Source organism: Prauserella cavernicola (genome assembly GCF_016595675.1).
Lineage (GTDB): Bacteria > Actinomycetota > Actinomycetes > Mycobacteriales > Pseudonocardiaceae > Prauserella_A > Prauserella_A cavernicola.
Map to the genome: position 1 here is coordinate 116,956 of NZ_JAENJH010000012.1, position 16,951 is coordinate 133,906.

General features: G+C 70.4%; 21 protein-coding genes. 11 read left to right on the forward strand and 10 right to left on the reverse strand.

What is annotated here, in order from left to right; genetic code table 11:
- Positions 1-20: 20 nt before the first annotated feature.
- From JHE00_RS31725 to JHE00_RS31735, 4 genes are read right to left on the reverse strand one after another with little or no spacing between them, the layout of a single operon-like run.
- Positions 21-869, reverse strand: a complete 849-nt coding sequence (locus JHE00_RS31725; protein ID WP_200325321.1) for a ParB N-terminal domain-containing protein — start codon at positions 867-869, stop codon at positions 21-23.
- Positions 866-1,519, reverse strand: coding sequence for a metallophosphoesterase family protein (locus JHE00_RS31730; RefSeq protein WP_200325323.1), 654 nt, complete (start codon positions 1,517-1,519; stop codon positions 866-868). The genes JHE00_RS31725 and JHE00_RS31730 overlap by 4 nt, the downstream gene beginning before the upstream one ends.
- A gap of 18 nt (positions 1,520-1,537) precedes the next feature.
- Complete coding sequence (locus tag JHE00_RS35705) at positions 1,538-1,672, reverse strand: hypothetical protein (RefSeq protein ID WP_268958476.1); 135 nt, start codon at positions 1,670-1,672, stop codon at positions 1,538-1,540.
- A 15-nt stretch (positions 1,673-1,687) separates the two neighbouring features.
- Entirely contained in the window at positions 1,688-2,776 is a 1,089-nt protein-coding gene (locus tag JHE00_RS31735) for a magnesium and cobalt transport protein CorA (RefSeq protein WP_200325325.1), read from the reverse strand.
- A 310-nt stretch (positions 2,777-3,086) separates the two neighbouring features.
- On the opposite strand from JHE00_RS31735, the gene JHE00_RS31740 reads away from it, so the two are divergent.
- From JHE00_RS31740 to JHE00_RS31750, 3 genes are read left to right on the forward strand one after another with little or no spacing between them, the layout of a single operon-like run.
- The gene (locus JHE00_RS31740; RefSeq protein WP_200325327.1) at positions 3,087-3,590 is read left to right on the forward strand and encodes a MaoC family dehydratase; all 504 of its coding nucleotides are present in this window, start codon (positions 3,087-3,089) and stop codon (positions 3,588-3,590) included.
- On the forward strand, positions 3,583-4,698 hold the full coding sequence (locus tag JHE00_RS31745; protein ID WP_200325329.1) for a DUF2332 domain-containing protein: 1,116 nt from the start codon (positions 3,583-3,585) through the stop codon (positions 4,696-4,698). Before JHE00_RS31740 ends, JHE00_RS31745 begins: the two co-directional genes overlap by 8 nt.
- 24 nt (positions 4,699-4,722) lie before the next feature.
- Complete coding sequence (locus tag JHE00_RS31750; protein WP_200325331.1) at positions 4,723-6,339, forward strand: acyl--CoA ligase family protein; 1,617 nt, start codon at positions 4,723-4,725, stop codon at positions 6,337-6,339.
- On the opposite strand, the gene JHE00_RS31755 is transcribed toward JHE00_RS31750, so the two are convergent.
- The gene (locus JHE00_RS31755; RefSeq protein ID WP_200325333.1) at positions 6,336-6,746 is read right to left on the reverse strand and encodes an NUDIX hydrolase; all 411 of its coding nucleotides are present in this window, start codon (positions 6,744-6,746) and stop codon (positions 6,336-6,338) included. The genes JHE00_RS31750 and JHE00_RS31755 overlap by 4 nt on opposite strands.
- 158 nt (positions 6,747-6,904) lie before the next feature.
- Between JHE00_RS31755 and JHE00_RS31760 the strand changes: the two genes are divergently transcribed.
- The 6 genes from JHE00_RS31760 to JHE00_RS31785 all read left to right on the forward strand — a co-directional run bounded on the left by JHE00_RS31760 (position 6,905) and on the right by JHE00_RS31785 (position 10,502).
- Complete coding sequence (locus JHE00_RS31760) at positions 6,905-7,066, forward strand: hypothetical protein (protein ID WP_200325335.1); 162 nt, start codon at positions 6,905-6,907, stop codon at positions 7,064-7,066.
- Between the two features lie 19 nt (positions 7,067-7,085).
- Positions 7,086-7,646: a PH domain-containing protein gene (locus JHE00_RS31765; protein WP_200325337.1), complete on the forward strand. Its 561-nt coding sequence runs from the start codon at positions 7,086-7,088 to the stop codon at positions 7,644-7,646.
- Between the two features lie 25 nt (positions 7,647-7,671).
- Positions 7,672-8,541, forward strand: coding sequence for a PHP domain-containing protein (locus JHE00_RS31770; protein ID WP_200325339.1), 870 nt, complete (start codon positions 7,672-7,674; stop codon positions 8,539-8,541).
- A gap of 2 nt (positions 8,542-8,543) precedes the next feature.
- Positions 8,544-9,170 carry a MarC family protein gene (locus tag JHE00_RS31775; RefSeq protein WP_200325341.1) on the forward strand — a complete coding sequence of 209 codons (627 nt, stop codon included), beginning with the start codon at positions 8,544-8,546 and terminating at the stop codon, positions 9,168-9,170.
- A 100-nt stretch (positions 9,171-9,270) separates the two neighbouring features.
- Positions 9,271-10,125 carry a RecB family exonuclease gene (locus tag JHE00_RS31780; RefSeq protein ID WP_200325343.1) on the forward strand — a complete coding sequence of 285 codons (855 nt, stop codon included), beginning with the start codon at positions 9,271-9,273 and terminating at the stop codon, positions 10,123-10,125.
- A gap of 26 nt (positions 10,126-10,151) precedes the next feature.
- Complete coding sequence (locus JHE00_RS31785; protein ID WP_200325345.1) at positions 10,152-10,502, forward strand: hypothetical protein; 351 nt, start codon at positions 10,152-10,154, stop codon at positions 10,500-10,502.
- Position 10,503: 1 nt separating this feature from the next.
- On the opposite strand, the gene JHE00_RS31790 is transcribed toward JHE00_RS31785, so the two are convergent.
- From JHE00_RS31790 to JHE00_RS31800, 3 genes are read right to left on the reverse strand one after another with little or no spacing between them, the layout of a single operon-like run.
- The gene (locus JHE00_RS31790; RefSeq protein ID WP_200325347.1) at positions 10,504-11,382 is read right to left on the reverse strand and encodes an alpha/beta fold hydrolase; all 879 of its coding nucleotides are present in this window, start codon (positions 11,380-11,382) and stop codon (positions 10,504-10,506) included.
- The gene (locus tag JHE00_RS31795; RefSeq protein WP_200325349.1) at positions 11,379-12,773 is read right to left on the reverse strand and encodes an Rv3212 family protein; all 1,395 of its coding nucleotides are present in this window, start codon (positions 12,771-12,773) and stop codon (positions 11,379-11,381) included. Before JHE00_RS31795 ends, JHE00_RS31790 begins: the two co-directional genes overlap by 4 nt.
- 4 nt (positions 12,774-12,777) lie before the next feature.
- A complete protein-coding gene (locus JHE00_RS31800) occupies positions 12,778-14,400 on the reverse strand; it encodes a DEAD/DEAH box helicase (RefSeq protein ID WP_230425331.1) in 1,623 nt (540 codons plus the stop codon).
- Positions 14,401-14,807: 407 nt separating this feature from the next.
- Between JHE00_RS31800 and JHE00_RS31805 the strand changes: the two genes are divergently transcribed.
- A complete protein-coding gene (locus tag JHE00_RS31805) occupies positions 14,808-15,464 on the forward strand; it encodes a ferritin-like fold-containing protein (protein ID WP_200325351.1) in 657 nt (218 codons plus the stop codon).
- 45 nt (positions 15,465-15,509) lie between these two features.
- Positions 15,510-15,740 carry a DUF3107 domain-containing protein gene (locus tag JHE00_RS31810; protein WP_200325353.1) on the forward strand — a complete coding sequence of 77 codons (231 nt, stop codon included), beginning with the start codon at positions 15,510-15,512 and terminating at the stop codon, positions 15,738-15,740.
- Between the two features lie 84 nt (positions 15,741-15,824).
- Here the strand turns inward: JHE00_RS31810 and JHE00_RS31815 are convergent, their stop codons facing one another.
- Both JHE00_RS31815 and JHE00_RS31820 read right to left on the reverse strand, forming a co-directional pair.
- A complete protein-coding gene (locus JHE00_RS31815) occupies positions 15,825-16,151 on the reverse strand; it encodes a DUF4873 domain-containing protein (protein WP_200325355.1) in 327 nt (108 codons plus the stop codon).
- On the reverse strand, positions 16,148-16,909 hold the full coding sequence (locus JHE00_RS31820; RefSeq protein WP_200325357.1) for a TetR/AcrR family transcriptional regulator: 762 nt from the start codon (positions 16,907-16,909) through the stop codon (positions 16,148-16,150). The genes JHE00_RS31815 and JHE00_RS31820 overlap by 4 nt, the downstream gene beginning before the upstream one ends.
- Positions 16,910-16,951: the final 42 nt, after the last annotated feature.

The following is a 16,951-nucleotide window of genomic DNA, read 5'->3' on the forward strand; positions in this document are numbered from 1 at the left end:
CCTTCACCGCAGTCGGGCCCTCACCTGCCGCGGTCGCGGAGGAGGGTTTCGAACACCTCGTCGTCCCAGCGGTGGGTGCGGATCAGGCGGTAGCGCTCGCACGCCACCCACAGGTAGGCCTCGGCCTCGGTGCGATCGCCCACCAGGTCGGCCTGCCGCAGCATCTGCACCACCGGCTCGTACTCGCTCTCGTACCAGCGGGTCGCCACCGTCGTGCGGTCGAGGAACGCGCCCTCGTCCTGCATCAGCCGGAAGCCCCACGCCTCGATGTGCTCGCCGAGTTCGCCGTACTGTCCCGGCTCCGTGACCACGATCGCCGCGCGTGCCTCGCCCGCGAGTGGCACGCGCTCGAGGAACAGCCTGCGGTAGTCCTTGACGATCAGGTCGCCGCGATGCCGGATGCCGCTCGGGTTGAGCTTGGTGCGCACCTGCACGACGTAGGCCTCGATGGACTCCAGCCCCAGCGCGTGCGCCACCGAGACGCGGTGGTGGCCGTCGATCACGAAGTGCAGGTCGCCGATCCGGTACACCTCGATGGGCGGGATCGCCTCGCCCCGCCTGCTCGCCAGCGCGAGCCGTTCCCAGCGTTGCCGCACGCGGCTCGATGTCGGCCGGAACCGGCGGTCGAAGTCGCGGCCCCTGTCCACGCTGCCGACGATCGAGTCGAGCCGGATCACGCGCGGCCCGAGCCGTCGCTCGCCCTCCCAGCCCAGCGCCTCCACCACCTCGTGGAACGGCAGCATGATGTTGACGTCGTCGGGTTCCCTGCGCAGCCACGTCGCGAGACGCGAGAGCACCTGCCGCCTGCGCGCCCGCAGGAAGTCGTGCTCGGCGTCGGCCCTCGGAAAGCCGGTCTCGCGCGCGTTCACGGCACCTCGACCTCCTGCCTGCCCAGTTCCAGCACCTGGGCGCCGACGACGTTGCGCACCCGCGTCCCGTCGATGCGGTGCTCGGCGAGCCGTTCGCCGTGCGGATGGATGTGCCCGTGCAGCAACCAGTCCGGACGTAGCCGCCGCACCACGCGGTGCAGGCAGTCGAAGCCCTGGTGGGCACGGTCCTCGCGGTCGCCGACGCCGCGCGGCGGCGCGTGGGTGAGCAGCACGTCCACCGGAGCGGCCCCGGCCCTGCGGACCAGGCGCCGCGCACGGCGGGCCTGCTGCCGTTGGCTCCACTGATTGGGGCCGTCGTTGTAGCGCAGCGAGCCGCCGAGCCCGGCGACGCGCAGCCCCGCGACCTCGACGACCCGCGCGTCGGCGTCGACCCCACCTTCCGGACCCGGCCAGCGCGCCGGGAAACCGGCCCGCAGCACGAGCCCGCGGCGGCGCGTGTAGCCCGTCAGCTCGGGATCGTGGTTGCCCGGCACGAACACGAGCGGTTTCTCCAGTGCGTTCGCGAGGTGCTCGAGATAGCCGAACGGGAGGTCACCCGCGGCCAGGACGAGGTCGACCGACAGACGCCGGGCACGGTCGGTCCAGAGCCTTTCGTCGACCTCGTCGGCCACCACCAGCGCTCGCGGCATGGCAGCCAGCGTAAGCGGCTAACGCGTTCCCAGCGCGTAGTCGGGGTTCTTCGCGATAACGGCGACGACCACGACGATCCAGGTGACCGCGGCGGCCAGCGCCCAGAACTTGATGTTGGTCAGCATGCGTGGCATGACGATCTCCAGTCGCATATCGAAAGTTTCCGATCAGAGCCAGCGGTTCTTGCGGAATATTCGATAAAGCAGCAGACAGATCAGGAGAATGACCGCGACGATCATCGGATAGCCGTACCGGGAATGCAGTTCCGGCATGTAGTCGAAGTTCATGCCGTAGATCCCGGCCAGCGCCGTCGGCACCGCGATGATCGCCGCCCACGCGGTGATCTTGCGCATGTCCGAGCTCTGCTGGAGCGTGATCTTGGCCAGCGTCGCGTCGACCAGCGTGGTGAGCAGCTCGTCGAACGACTCCACCCGCTCGGCAACCGTCGTCACGTGGTCGTGGACGTTGCGGAAGTACGAGCGCACCGCGTCGGGCACGAGCCGCGTGTAGCCCTCGGAGAGCCGCCGCAGCGGCGTCGCGAGCGGTGACACCGCGCGCCGCAGTTCGAGCACCTCGCGCTTCATCAGGTAGATCTGCTCGGAGGTGACGCTGGTCCTCGGCGCGAAGACCTCGGTCTCCATCTCGTCGATGTCGTCCTCGATCTTGTCGGTGACCTCGAGGAAGTGGTCGACGACGTGGTCGGCGATCGCGTGCAGCACCGAGGCCGGGCCGGGCAGCAGCCGCTCCGGGTCGGCGTCGAGCTCCTTGCGCAGGTTGGCCAGCCCGGCGTGGTTGCCGTGCCGCACGGTGATGATGAAGTCCTCGCCGAGGAAGGCCATCAGCTCGCCGGACTCGACGATCTCGTTGGCGGTGGTCGGGGAGTCGTGCTCCACGTAGCGGACCGTGCGGAACACCATGAACAGCGTGTCGTCGTAGCGCTCGAGCTTGGGCCGCTGGTGGGCGTGCACGGCGTCCTCGACGGCCAGCTCGTGCAGACCGAACGTGTCGGCGACACCCTGGATCTGCTCGGCGTCGGGCTGGTGCAGACCGATCCACACGAAGCCCTCGCCGCGGCCGCGGACCTCGCCGATCGCCTCGGCGTGGGTGTAGGGGCCAGGTTGCCGGACGCCGTCGACGTAGACCCCGCAGTCGACCACGTAGGCCGACGGCGGTACCGGCTTCGGCGGGGTGACCGCGCGCGCCGCACGGCCGTTGCCCCGGCCGCGCAGGCCACCGAGGGAGGGAATCGCAGGCATGGCACATCTCCTGGCTGTTGACGTCGCTGAGAAGGACGACGCGCCAGACGAAACGTGGAAGAACGTCCGTCCGGCACTGCCAGCGGACCGGGCCTGTTACCGAGAGAAGTCGTACTCGGCCCAGGGGGGAACGCCGGCTGAACTAGGGAGCGGACTATCGCCACTACTCATTCGGGTTCCTCACCTCCTTGGGCCGTGATGGTGGTGTTACTCGCGTTGACGCACCGCGCGCCAATGGTCAAGGGTACTCCTCAACATCACTGGACGTCGCCGCAGGGCCGGGTGGCGTTACTGGCGAGAGGGGGCCGCGGTGCAGTTCGGGAGGTACTTCGAGGAGTTCGAGGTCGGCGCCGTCTACAAGCACTGGCCCGGCAAGACGGTGACCGAGTATGACGATCACCTGTTCTGCCTGCTCACCATGAACCACCACCCGCTGCACCTCGACGCGCACTACGCGGGCGAGACCACGGACTTCGGTAAGAACGTGGTGGTGGGCAACTACATCTACTCGCTGCTGCTCGGGATGTCGGTGCCCGAAGTCTCCGGCAAGGCCATCGCCAATCTGGAGGTCGAGTCGCTGCGTCACATCAAGCCGACTTTCCACGGCGACACCATCTACGGTGAGACAGAGGTGCTGGAGAAGACGCCGTCGACGTCGAAGGACGACAGGGGCGTCGTGTCCGTGCAGACTCGTGGCTACAAACAGGACGGCACCGTCGTGTGCACATTCCGGAGGAAGGTCATGGTTCCCAAGCGTTCCTACGGCGAGACCCGGGGCGGCGAGCAGCCAGGGCGTCCGGTGCCGCATGAGTGATCTCGACCGGATCAAGAACCGCCTGCGGCGCTTCGCGGAGCACGACGCGGGCGGCACGTCGCCGCTGTACGAGCACCTCGCGGCCGAGGCCGCCGCCGACGACGAGGTCGCCGGTCTGCTGGCGGCGGCCGACAGCGAGGACGCGCAGCCCACGCTGCTGCTGGCCGCCGCGCACCGGCTGGTGCAGGCCGACCCGATCCACCCGCTGTCGCGCTACTACCCGTCGCTGGGCGGTTTCGACGGCGTCGACTCGCAGACGTGGCCGCTGTTCAGGGAGTTCCTGCTCGAGCGCTCCGACCGGGTGCGCGAGCTCGTGAGCACCCGGTTCACGCAGACCAATGAGGTGCGCAGGGCGACGGTCCTCTACCCGGCGATCGCGATGGTCGCCAAGCAGGCAAAGGGGCCGAAGGGCGCCGTCGGTCTGCTCGAGGTCGGCTGTAGCGCGGGACTGCTACTCGGACTCGCCTCGTACGGTTTTCACTACCAGTGCGACGGTGGCGAGCAGCTCGCCGCCGGGCCCACCCGCACGCCGGTGGGCCTGCACTGCGCGCTGGAGCTCTCCGAGGGCGCGACGCTGCCCAAACTGCCGAAGAAACTCACCGTCGGCGCGAAGGTCGGGCTCGACCGTGCCCCGGTCGACGCCGCCGACGAGGACGAGCTGGCGTGGCTGGAGGCCTGTGTGTGGGCCGACCAGCCGGACCGGATCCGGTTGCTGCGCACGGCGGCAGCCGCCCAGCGCAAGGACCCTCCCGAGCTGGTCGCGGGCGACGCGGTGACCGGGCTCGCCGAGGCGGCCGCCCGGGTGCCTGAGGAGCTGCCGCTGGTGGTGTTCACCAGCTGGCTGCTGGCCTACCTGCCCGCCGAGAAACGGACCGAGTTCGTCGACGCGTTGCGCGGCCTCGCCGCCGACCGTCCACTGTGGTGGGTCACGGCGGAGCCGTACGAGTCGGCGCTCGCCCACGTGCTGCCGGGGCGCGACGAACTGGCCTACAGCCGCACCTCGCAGGCCGCGCTCGGCGTGGCCACCTGGGACGGCGGCACTGTGCAGGCGCAGGCGCTCGCGCTGGCGTCGTCACACGGCCAGCGCATGACGTGGCTTGCCGGGTAAGGCGCCGCTGACCAGGATGGGGTGATGGCGCTCACCTCCGGCACCGCCGACACCTGGTACACGCCGCTCACCCCGCTGGCGTTCCTGCACCGCTCCGCCGAGGTCTTCGCCGACAAGCCCGCCATCGTCTACGGCGAGCGCACGCTGACCTACCGCGAGTTCGCCGACGAGGCCACGAGAGTCGCGTCCGGCCTGCGCGCGGCCGGCGTCGAACCGGGCGACCGGGTGGCCTACCTGCTGCCCAACATCCCGGAGATGCTCGTCGCGCACTTCGCCGTGCCGCTGGCGGGCGCGGTGCTCGTCGCCATCAACACGCGCCTCGCGCCCGCCGAGATCCGGCACATCCTGGAGCACTCGGGCGCGAAGGTGCTGGTGGTCGACGCCGCCCTGCACGCCTCGGTACCCCCCGACGCGCAGGTCCGGCTCGTCACCGTCACCGACCCTGCGTCGGGCGCGAGCCCGGACCCGGCGCTCGGCGGAACCTCCTACGCCGACCTGCTGGCGCGAGGCGGTGCTGAGCAGCTGTCCTGGGCCGTCGACGACGAGCGCTCCACGATCTCGATCAACTACACGTCCGGCACCACGGGCAAGCCCAAGGGCGTGATGTACCACCACCGCGGCGCCTACCTGAACTCTCTGGCCGAGCTGGTCCACTCCCGGCACACCACCGAGTCGCGCTACCTGTGGACTCTGCCGATGTTCCACTGCAACGGCTGGTGCACCCCGTGGGCCGTCACCGCGGTCGGCGGAACCCACGTGTGCCTGCGTGCCGTGGACGCCACCGAGATCTGGCGCCTGCTCGACTCCGAGGGCATCACCCACCTCAACGGCGCGCCGACCGTGCTCAACACCATCGCCGAGCACGAGGGCGCACACCCGCTCGCGCGCGAGGTGGTGGTGACCACCGCGGGCGCGCCGCCGAGTCCCACCGTCATCAAGCGCATGACGGCGCTGGGCGCCCGCCTGGTGCACGTCTACGGCCTGACCGAGACCTACGGCCCCTACACGGTGTGCGAGTGGCAGGAGGGCTGGCCGAGGCTCGACGTCGAGGCGCGCAGCGAGCTGCTCGCCAGGCAGGGGGTCGGCATGGTCGTCACCGACGGCGTGCGCGTGGTCGCCGAGGACCTGACCGACGTGCCCCGCGACGGGGTGACCATGGGCGAGGTCGTGATGCGCGGCAACAACGTGATGTCGGGCTACTTCGCCGACCCGGAAGCCACGGAGAAGGCGTTTCGCGGCGGCTGGTTCCACTCCGGAGACCTGGGCGTGTGGCACCCGGACGGCTACATCGAGCTGCGCGACAGGGCCAAGGACATCATCGTGTCGGGCGGCGAGAACATCTCCACCATCGAGGTGGAGGCCGCGCTCGACTCGCACCCCGCCGTGCTGGAGGTGGCGGTGGTGGGTGTGCCGCACGAGAAGTGGGGCGAGCGGCCCAAGGCCTACGTCGTGCTGCGCCACGACGAGCAGGTGAGCGTCGGGGAGCTGCTGGAGCACGCGAGGAGCCGGATCGCGCGCTACAAGGTGCCCGAAACGGTCGAGTTCGTCGCCGAGCTGCCCAAGACCTCCACCGGCAAGATCCAAAAGTTCCAGCTGCGCGAGCGCGACTGGGCCGGCCGGGCGACGAGGGTCCAGGGTTAACCGCTCGCGCGGACGTGGGGGAGGACACCCCAGTGACGCAGGGTGTCCGCGAGGCCGTCGGTCAGTTCGCCGGCCGCGTCGAGTGTGGCGAAGGCCTCAGCGTCCACCCAGCGCGCATCCGCGGCGTCGTCGCCCGCGCGCAGCACCCCACCGTGGACGGTGCAGGCGTAGTCGTGGATGTCGTACGGCCCTCTCGTCAGGCTGCCGACCAGCTGACCTGCGACGACGTCGAGCCCGGTCTCCTCGTACAGCTCCCTGGTCACGGCCTCGGCATCGGTCTCGCCCGCCTCGACGCGACCGCCGGGCAGGGACCACAGACCCGCCGACGGCTCGTGCGCCCTCCTGATGAGCAACAGCCTGCCCGCGTCGTCGTGGACGATGCCTCCGACGCACCTGACACCGCCCATGTGGCCGCCTCCATGTGACGCTGAGTAGTCATTGGGGCCGATTTGCCCAGTCCGCTGACCCAAGCGCAGGACTTTCCTCCCGTAACGCTGCGCAGTGCGGTACAAACTTAGTGGCACATTGCCACCAGGTCTGCACTCGAGAGACGGGATTGATCGCCGTGAACGCGAAAAAGCTCGCGATTATCGCTGGTATCGCGTTGGTTCTGTTCTTCGTGATCGCCCAACCCGGTCAAGCGGCGGGCCTCGTGAACAACATCATCGGCTTCCTGCGCGACGCAGCCGAAGCCGTGATCACCTTCGTGAGCAACATCTTCAGCTGATCGACGCTACCCTTCCTCTATGTTCGCTCCGCGCGACCCAGACGAGTACCTCCTCGACACCGAGCGGAGGGTTATCCGGATCAGGCGGCATTGGTCCTGCCTGGCCTGGGACATGTTCGAGGCCATCGCGCTGATCGCGATCTGCGTGATGGTGTCGTACATCCTTCCGCCGTCGATGTGGGTGGTCCAGAACATCCTCTGGTACCTCGCCCTGCTCGTGGTGTTGCGCTTCGCCTACCAGGCGATCGAGTGGTGGGTCGAGCGACTGGTCGTGACCGACAAACGGTTCATCATGACCAAGGGTGTGTGGACCACGAAGGTCCTGATGATGCCCATCACCAAGGTCACCGACCTCACCTACGAGCGCTCGTTCTGGGGCCGCATGCTGGGCTACGGGACGATGGTCGTGGAGTCGGCCGGTCAGATCCAGGCGCTGAACCGCATCGAGTACCTGCCGAAGCCCGAGGAGTTCTACGACACCATCTCGGCGCTGGTGTTCGGCGACAAGGCCAAGCAGGCTGAGCGGTTCTCGATGATCAAGGCGCAGCGGGCCGCTCGCGGCAAGCGCATGGTCGGCTGAGTCCCGCCGGGGCCGCCGCTGGACAATGGTGCGCGTGCGCATCGACCTGCATACCCACTCGACCGTCTCCGACGGCACCGACAGCCCCGCGGAACTGGTCGCCACGGCCGCCGCGGCGGGGCTCGGTGCCGTCGCGCTGACCGACCACGACACCACGGCAGGCTGGCAGCCCGCGATCGAGGCACTGCCTCCTGGACTGCGGCTGGTGCCGGGAGCCGAACTGTCGTGCGAGTCGGTGGACGGCTACGGGCGCGGCGTGAGCGTGCACCTGCTGGCCTACCTGTTCGACCCCACCTCGCCGGTGATCGTGGCCGAGCAGCAGCGGCTGCGCAAAGAGCGGCGCGACCGCCTGCGGGCCATGGCGGTGCGCATGGCCGCCGACGGACTGCCCGTGGACCCCGACGAGATCCTCGGGCTGCTGCACCCCGACGCGCCCGCAGGCAGGCCACACCTGGCCCAGGCGCTGGTGCGCGCGGGTCTGGTCGACTCGGTCGACGAGGCGTTCTCCAGCTACCTCGCCAACGGCAGGGGCTACTACGTCTCCCGGCGGGACACGCCGGTGGAGACGGCCATCGAGATGATCGCCGAGGCGGGCGGCGTCACCGTGCTCGCGCACCCGTTCGCGGCCTCGCGGGGCCCGATGGTCACGCCCGAGGTGATCGCCGAGCTGGCGCAGCGCGGGCTCACCGGTGTCGAGGTCGACCACCCGAACCACGACGACGAGACCCGCGCCGAGCTGCGGGACCTCGCCAAGGGCCTCGGCCTGGTGCGCACCGGGTCGAGCGACTACCACGGCACCAACAAGACCATCGGGATCGGCCAGGAGACCACGGACCCCGAGGAGTTCGAGGCGCTGGTGGCGCAGGCTTCCGGCGCCGCCGTCCAGGTGGGCTGACGATGACGTTCGCGGACTACTTCGACGCGACACTGTTCTTCGAGGCCGCGATCACGCTGATCGTCATCATGGACCCGCCGGGTACGGTGCCGGTGTTCCTGAGCCTGGTGGGCCGCAAGCCGCCCGCGGCGAGGGCGAAGGCCGCGCGGCAGGCGGTGCTGGTGTCGCTGCTGGTGATCTCGCTGTTCGCGGTGGCCGGCCAGGCGATCCTGACCTACCTCGGCATCGGCATCCCCGCGTTGCAGGGCGCGGGCGGGCTGCTGTTGCTGCTCATCGCGCTCGACCTGCTCACCGGCAGGGGCAGCACCGAACCCGAGCTCGCCGAGGACGTCAACGTGGCGCTCGTGCCGCTCGGCACACCGCTGCTGGCAGGGCCGGGCGCGATCGCGGCGACGATCGTGTTCGTGCGGCAGGCCGACGGCCACGTGGGCGCCTACATCGCGCTGGGACTCGCGATCGTGACCGTGCACCTGGTGCTGTGGGCCTGCATGCGCTACTCGGGCGTGCTCATCCGCGTGATCAGGGAAAGCGGGATCACGCTGCTCGCCAAGATCGCCGGTCTGCTGCTGGCCGCCATCGCGGTGCAGCTGGTCGCCGACTCGGTGCGAGGGTTCATCGACGGGGCGTGACGGCGCGCATTCGGCCCTTCACTACCGTCTCCGTCGTGGCGGCACGGCATCGTCGGTGCCGGATCGTAGGCTCGAGAACAGCTGAAACAAGGTGGTGTTCATGGCGCAGCTGGGCTTCGACTTCGGCGTGCAGCCGAAGCGGTTGACCAAGGTGACGCCCGCGCGGCTCGCGACGTTCGACGACTGCCCGCGCCGGTACCGCCTGAACTATCTCGACCGGCCCACGCCGCAGCGCACGGGTGCGTGGGCGCACAGCACCCTCGGCGCGGTCGTGCACAACGCGCTGCGCGCCCTGTTCGACCTGCCCGTCGACCGCCGTACCCCGGAGCGGGCGGCCGCGCTCGTCACGGACCAGTGGAACGACGCCGGGTTCCTCGACGCCGAGCAGGCAGGCGCCTACCGCGACCGGGCGAAGCGCTGGGTCGCCGAGTACGTCGAGCACAGCGACGTGACTCCCGACCCGGTCGGGCTGGAACGCTGGGTGTCGGCGCCCGTCAGCCCCGGTGAGGGACCGCCGTCGCTGATCGTCGAGGGCCGCGCCGACCGCATCGACGAGCGCGACGGCGAGCTCGTGATCATCGACTACAAGACCGGCAGGCGCACCCCCGACGAGCACGAGGCGCGCGGCTCGCAGGCGCTCGCTCTGTACGCCGTGGCCGCCGCACGCACGCTGCGCAGGCCCTGCCATCGCGTGGAGCTGCACCACGTGCCGACGGGCACCGTCGCCGCGGCAGAGCACACCGACGAGAGTCTGCGCAGGCAGCTCAGCCGTGCGGACGAGACGGCGACCGAGCTGCAGACCGCAACGGATACCCTTGAGGCGGGCGGAAATGCGGATGAACTGTTTCCCGCGCGTACGTCACGGCGATGTTCCTGGTGTGACTTCCGACCGAGCTGTGCCGAGGGACAACAAGCGGCACCGGCCGCCCGCTCGTGGGAACTACTCGCGCCGTGAGCGCGGCCGACACACGTGGAGTGAGAGTGCACGGGGCGAACACGACAACGCGCGAGACGGTCGAGTTGGCCACGCCTGACCGGGCGGCGGGGCCGCCCGTACACAGAACCGGCCGCTGGTGGCGCGGGCTCACCGGCTCGCTCGCCGCCGGTCTGCTCGTGCTCGCGCTGTTCGTGCTCGGCGTCTACATCGCGAGCGCGATGGGCGAGTCCGAGGGCCCTGGCATCGCCTCCGTCATCGGCCACCTCGTGGGCGCCGTCGTCGCCGTGATCGCCCAGGTGGTGGTGGACCGCAGCCGCGGCAGGGTTGCCGGCGTGGCCGCGCTGTGCGTGTTCGCGGCGGCCGGAGCCGTGCTGTGGTTCTACTGGTGGGCCTGACTCAGGCCGTCCACGACCGCCACTCGGCCAGCAGGATCTCCAGCAGCCCGCCCGGGTTCTCGGTGTTCGGGGAGTGCGCCGCGCGCTCGACCACGGCGAACGGCACGTCCAGGCGCCGCGCCATGTCCTTCTGCGTGGCCACGCTCCAGGCGTCGTCGTTCTCGCCGGTCACGACCACTCCGGGCACCTGCCGTGCGCGCAGAGCGTCGGCGAGTTCGTCGACCCGGTCGGGCTCCGACCGCAGGCCGGTGGCCATGCCCAGCAGACAGGCCGCGTTCGAGCGGACGAAGCGGGCGCGCAGGAACGCCTTCAGATCCTGCGGCATGGCTCTCCAGCCGGGCGCCCGAGAGCTGACCTGCTCGCGCACCACGTAGGCGGCCTCGATGCCCTCCTCGCGCAGCAGCGGCTCGCCCACGTCGAGCGCGCTGAGGCGGGCGCCCCGCGGCAGCCTGCCGGGCCCGCTGTCCAGCAGCGTCAACCCCGCGATCGGGGCGCCTGCCAGCACCGCGCCCCTGGCGACCAGCCCGCCGTAGGAGTGTCCGAGCAGCAGCACGGGGCCGCCGTTCGCGGCCAGTGACCCGGCCAGCTCCGCCACCGCCTCGCCGAGCGCGAGGGGCAGGTACAGCGCCTCGTCACCGGGACCGGGCGACTCGTTCTGGCCGGGCAGGTCGATCGCGACCGGGTGGATGCCGCCCTCGGCGAACCCGTCGAGCAGGGGAGCGAAGTCCTCTTTGGAGCCCGTGTAGCCGGGTAGCAGCAGCGCGGTCGCCAGCGGTTTCGCCGGCACCGGACCGGACAGCGCGGCGACCGGGCCGTACCGCCCCGTCAGGGTCGTCGTGGCGGCGCCGTGCGGTGAAAGCTGGGAGAACACGGTGGTCATCGCAGTGCCACCACGGTGCCGCCCCGCTGCTCCAGCAGCACGGGGCCCGCGGCGGCGAGCTCGACCTCGCCGCGATGTCCGTCGCGCTCGACGCCGACCGTGCGCTCGACGGCGCCGGTGCCCTCGTCCACCACGGCGAGCCCGCCCTCGATCGGCACCACGTACTGCCCCGCGAACTGCGTGCCGGGGCCGCGTGTGCCGTCCATGGTCCACTGCGGTGTGAGGTCCTTGCGCGAGAGCGCGACCGTCGTGGAGCCGGTGAACCAGTAGATGTTGTCGACGCCCGTGGCGATGGGCAGCACACCGTGCTCCGCCTTGCGCTGGAGATCGGCCGTCGGCACGTCCAGCGGGTAGGCGGCCTCCTGCTTGCCGTCGGAGCCGTAGAGCGCCAGCTGTCCCCGGTCGGGGAACAGGACGGCCGCGGTGTCGCCCGCCATGGCGACGAGCCGGGCCGAGCGTTCGGGCAGCACCACCGAGTACTCCTCTTCGGGTTCGTCGGCCTCCTCGCCCGCGGACTTCAGCACGGTCAGCCTGGCCGCGCGATCGCCGGGGCAGTCCTCGATCACGCCGACGTCGCCGGAACCGGCCGCGACGGTGCCGTAGGTGCACCCCGTTCGCGGCTGCTTGTCGGGGTTGACCAGCGCGTAGACCTCGCCGTACTCGAGGCTCTTCACCAGGTCGTTGCGCCACGTGTTGAGCACGTGCTCGCCGGTGGCGGTGACGTGCCCGCCGTCGCTGACGAGCCGCGTGCCGAGCTCGGCGTCGCCGTTGCGCTGGGCGGTGCGCCGTCCGGTGCCGGGATCGAGCTGGGTGACCTCGCTGCAGCCGGTGTCCTTGCGATACACGGCGAGCGCCTTGCTCCAGCCGCTCGCGACGGTGCACAGCTCGAGGTCGCGGGTGTAGTTCCAGCGCACCTCACCGGTCAGCGGGTCGCGGCCCGCGACCTCGCCGCCTGAGCCGGTGACGACGGTGGATCCCTCGCTGACCGGGACCGGGGTGGCTTCGCTCTGCGCCCGCCAGCTCTCCCGCAGCGAGTCGGGGACCGACGCGGGAGCCGAGGGCAGCGCGGGCGGCTCGTCGGCCAGTTCGTGACTCGTGGCCCGCTGGTCGCTGAACACCCACACCAGCAGGCTCGCCGTGAGCGCGACGACCGCGATCAGCGCTGCCGCCACGCGGTCGCGGCGGCGATTCCACGGAGAAGGCCTGCCGGGCGGGGCCGCCGAGTGGCGGGACCCGCCCGCAGGCCTGTCCGTGTCGTCGTTGTCGTCGTGCCCCTCGTGCTGCGCCGCCGGGGCGAGCACGTCCTCCGAGCCGGTCGCGTGCACGGGCGTTCCCGTGTCGTCGGGTTCGCCGTCGTCGCGCTTGCGATGCCGCCCGGAGGAGGAGTTCACGTGCTCAGTCTGCCCTCGCCGGTGTCTCGGCCGTGTTGGCGGGCGCCCCGGCGCGGCGCCTGCGGCGACGGCGTGCGGGACGCTCGCCCGCCTCGCCGGAGCCTGCCTCGGTCTTCTCACCCGTCGAGGGAGCCTCGCCCGCGGGCTTGGCACCGCCGCGCGTGCGACGGCGCGAGCGGCTCCGGCCGCCTTCCGACGGCGAGTCCGAGTTCGAGGCGTTCTCGCCCTCGGCGGGAGCCGAGCCGTCGAGGTCCTGGCCGCCCCGGGTGCGGCGGCGCGGCTTGGAGCGCCGCGCCGACGACCCCGACGACCCCGAAGAACCGCCGGAACCACCCGAGGAGCGACCGTTGCGGCGCTTGCCGCCCAGGTTCTCCTCCGGCTCCGCGCCGAGTCCAGCGCGGGTGCGCTTGGCCAGCGGGAGCCTGCCCGACGCGTCCTCGGGGATGTCGAGGTCGGAGAACAGGTGCTTCGAGGTGGAGTAGGTCTCCACCGGCTCCGGCATCTCGAGCTTCAGCTCGTCGGAGATGAGCTTCCAGCGCGGGATCTCGTCCCAGTCGACGAGCGTGATCGCGACACCGGTCTTGCCCGCCCGGCCGGTGCGGCCGATGCGGTGGACGTAGGTCTTCTCGTCCTCCGGCGTCTGGTAGTTGACCACGTGCGTGACGTCGTCGACGTCGATGCCGCGCGCGGCGACGTCGGTGGCCACCAGCACGTCGACCTTGCCGGTGCGGAACGCGCGCAGCGCCTGCTCGCGGGCGCCCTGGCCGAGGTCACCGTGCACCGCGGCGGCGGCGAACCCGCGCTCGGCGAGGTCGTCGGCCACCTTCTGGGCCGTGCGCTTGGTGCGCGCGAAGACCATGGTCAGGCCGCGCTCCTTGGCCTGGAGCACCTTGGCGACCAGTTCGGGCTTGTCCAGCGAGTGCGCCCGGTAGGCGAACTGGGTGGTGCGCTCGTGCACCGCGCCCGCGTCGTTCTCCTCGGCGCGGATGTGGGTGGGCTGGTCGAGGAACGTCCTGGCCAGCGTGATGATCGGTCCGGGCATGGTCGCCGAGAACAGCATCGTCTGCCGCTTCTCGGGCACCATCCGCAGGATCCGCTCGATGTCGGGCAGGAAGCCGAGGTCGAGCATCTCGTCGGCCTCGTCGAGCACGAGGGACTGCACCTTGCCGAGCACGAGGTGGCGCTGCTCGGCGAGGTCGAGCAGCCGGCCGGGGGTGCCGACGACCACGTCGACGCCCTTGCGCAGCGCCGCGATCTGCGGCTCGTAGGGACGGCCGCCGTAGATGGACGCGATGCGGATGCCGAGATCCTTGCTCGCGTCGGTCAGGTCGTGGGTGACCTGCAGGCACAGCTCGCGGGTCGGGACCACGACCAGCGCCTGCGGGGTGCCGTCACCGGGAATCGTGAGCCGCTGCAGCAGCGGCACACCGAAACCGAGGGTCTTGCCCATGCCGGTGCGGGCCTGGCCGATGAGGTCGTCTCCCGCCAGCGCGAGCGGCAGCGTCAGCGCCTGGATCGCGAAGGTCCGCTCGATGCCGGCCTTCTGGAGGGCCGACACGATCTCGGGGCGGACGCCGAACTCGGCGAACGTCGGGGACTCGGCCTCGACGGGCGCGCCCGCCTGCAACGGATGCGACGTGTCGGTCTCCGGCTGGCCGGTCTCGCTGTGCTCGAGCTCGACGGGGTCTGTATTTGGGCTGGGGTTCTGGTCGATTGTCGATCGCCTCTCTCATACCAGCGCGCACGGCCAGGCACTACGCGGCACTCGACCACGCGGATTGCGGTCCGCTTCGCGGTTGGTCACGCGAAACGCGTCCTGCGTGGGAGCACCGCCGAGGCGTGCACGCACACTGTCTGTGTATTCACCGACGTGCGTAGTCACCGACGTCCGGCGGCACACGATGAAGTGACAACTTCACTATCAGTCCGAAGTGTAGCTTGTCTACCTGCGCGGTTGGTGACAGTGGTCGCAGACGGTCACGTGTTGTTGGTCTCCCCGGTTACGGGGACGGCATTCACCACTACGGTGACACTGTGAGTGAGGCGAAGGCACAGATCGTTCCCGGCGTCGCCGATCTGCTGGGCGTGCTCGCGTACAGCGAGCTGTCCGCGTTCGACCGGCTGGCCGAGGACGCCAGAACCGCACCGACGATGGCCGGGCGCGCCGCGCTCGCGTCGATGGCCGCGGCCGAGATCGGCCACTACGAGATGCTCGAGAGACACCTCGGCGACCACGACGTGAACGTCGAGACGGCCATGAAGCCGTTCATGCGCCACATCGACGCGTTCCAGACTTCCACCGCGCCGCGGTCGTGGCTGGAATCGCTCGTCAAGGCCTATGTCGTGGACAATCTCGCGGCCGATCTCTATCGCGAGCTGTCGCAGGTGCTCGACCAGCAGACCCGTGACCTCGTGCTGACGGTGCTGGCCGACACGGGGCACTCCGCGTTCGCCCAGCGCGAAGTCGCGGCGGCGATCGCGGCCGACGGCAAGCAGCGAGACCGGCTCGCGCTGTGGGGCCGCAGGCTGCTGGGCGAGGCATTGACGCAGGCCCAGTACATCGTGGCCGAGCGCGACGGGCTCGCGGAGCTGATCGTCACCGGCACGGGCGATCTCTCCGGCATCGCGGCGCTGTTCCGGAGGCTGCAGCAGGGTCACACCAAACGGATGCAGGTGCTCGGTCTCGGCTAGCCTGGACGGCGAACGAACCGGCATGAACCCAGGCGGAGGTTGCACGTGGAGGTCAAGATCGGCATCAAGGACACCCCGCGGGAGCTCGTGGTGTCCAGCGGTCAGTCGGCCGAGGAGGTCGAGCAGCTGGTCGCCGACGCACTGGGTGCCGCCGACGGCCTGTTCCGCCTGACGGACGAGAAGGGCCGCAAGTACCTGGTCCCGGCGGACCGGATCGCGTACGTCGAGATCGCTCCGTCGGACGCGCGCAAGGTCGGCTTCGCCGTCGGCTCCTGACGCGGCGCGTCACCAGTTCTTCCGAGTCCGCTACCGGGCGAGGGGCCGTGTGGTCCCTGGTCCGGTAGCGGACTTTTTTCGCGTTCAGCCGCCGATGGCCTCGAGCGAGGTCGGCACCGAGAACGGCGGGGTGCTCGTGCCCATGACCCGGTAGCGGTCCCACGGGTCGGGGTCGGAGATCTCGCCCCGCGCGGAGCCCTGCGGCGTGCGGATCTCGACCTTGTGCTTCTTTCCTCCGGCCAGCGAGGAGAGCCGCTCGTCGGCCTTCACCCGCCCGTACCAGTGGTAGTAGCCGTCGATGGGCTGGAAGTGCCCGCGCAGCTGGACCTCGACGGCCAGTTCGGTGTCGCCGACCACCAGCGTGGCCGGGCCGCGGTAACCGTCCTCGTGGTCGTCGTCGTGCTCGCTCACGATTCGTCTCCCGTCTTCTCGGTGCGCACGTGCGCCAGCTTGACGACCTTGTTGGCGTCGAGCGGCTGGTCGGGGTCGATGGTCACGCCGTGCTGGCGTGCGAGGCCGTCGATGGCGGCCCAGATGATCTTCGTCAGGTATTCGACGACGCTGTCGCGGCTCATCGTCCGCTTGTCCAGCCACCATTCCCCGGTGTTCTGGACCATGCCGACGATGCCGTAGGCCCACGGCTCGGCGGCGCCGGAGTCCATATTGAACATTCGCATGTAGTCACCGAGCAGCGCGGTCAGCGCGGTGGCGATGACCTCCTTGTCCTCGGCGACCACGTCGGCGTCGACCGGCTTGTCGGCGAACGAGTTGCGGGCGAGCAGCCGGTAGAGGTTCGGGTGCTCCTCGATGACCGTGAAGAACGCGTCGAGTGCCATCCGGATGCGGGGCACGGGCGCCAGTTCGGCGTTGATCGCGGGCAGCAGCCGTTCGAACAACAACTCCGTGCCGCGCTGGCCCAGCGCGACGTAGAGGTCGGCCTTGTCCTCGAAGTGCCGGTACAGCACCGGCTTGGTCACGCCCGCGGCGGCCGCGACGTCCTCCATGCCCAGCTCGGGGCCGTGTTCGTCGAGCGCGCGCAGGGCGGCCTCCACGAACTCGGCGCGGCGCGCGATGCGGTGCTTGCGCCACCGGTCGCGACGCGCGTCCCCGGAGCCGGTCGAGGTCTGCTGCTTGCTGGTGCGCTTGACACGGTCGGACATGCACCTCATGCTACCAAAAGTAACTGTTACCGAAGGTTACACACAAGGGGA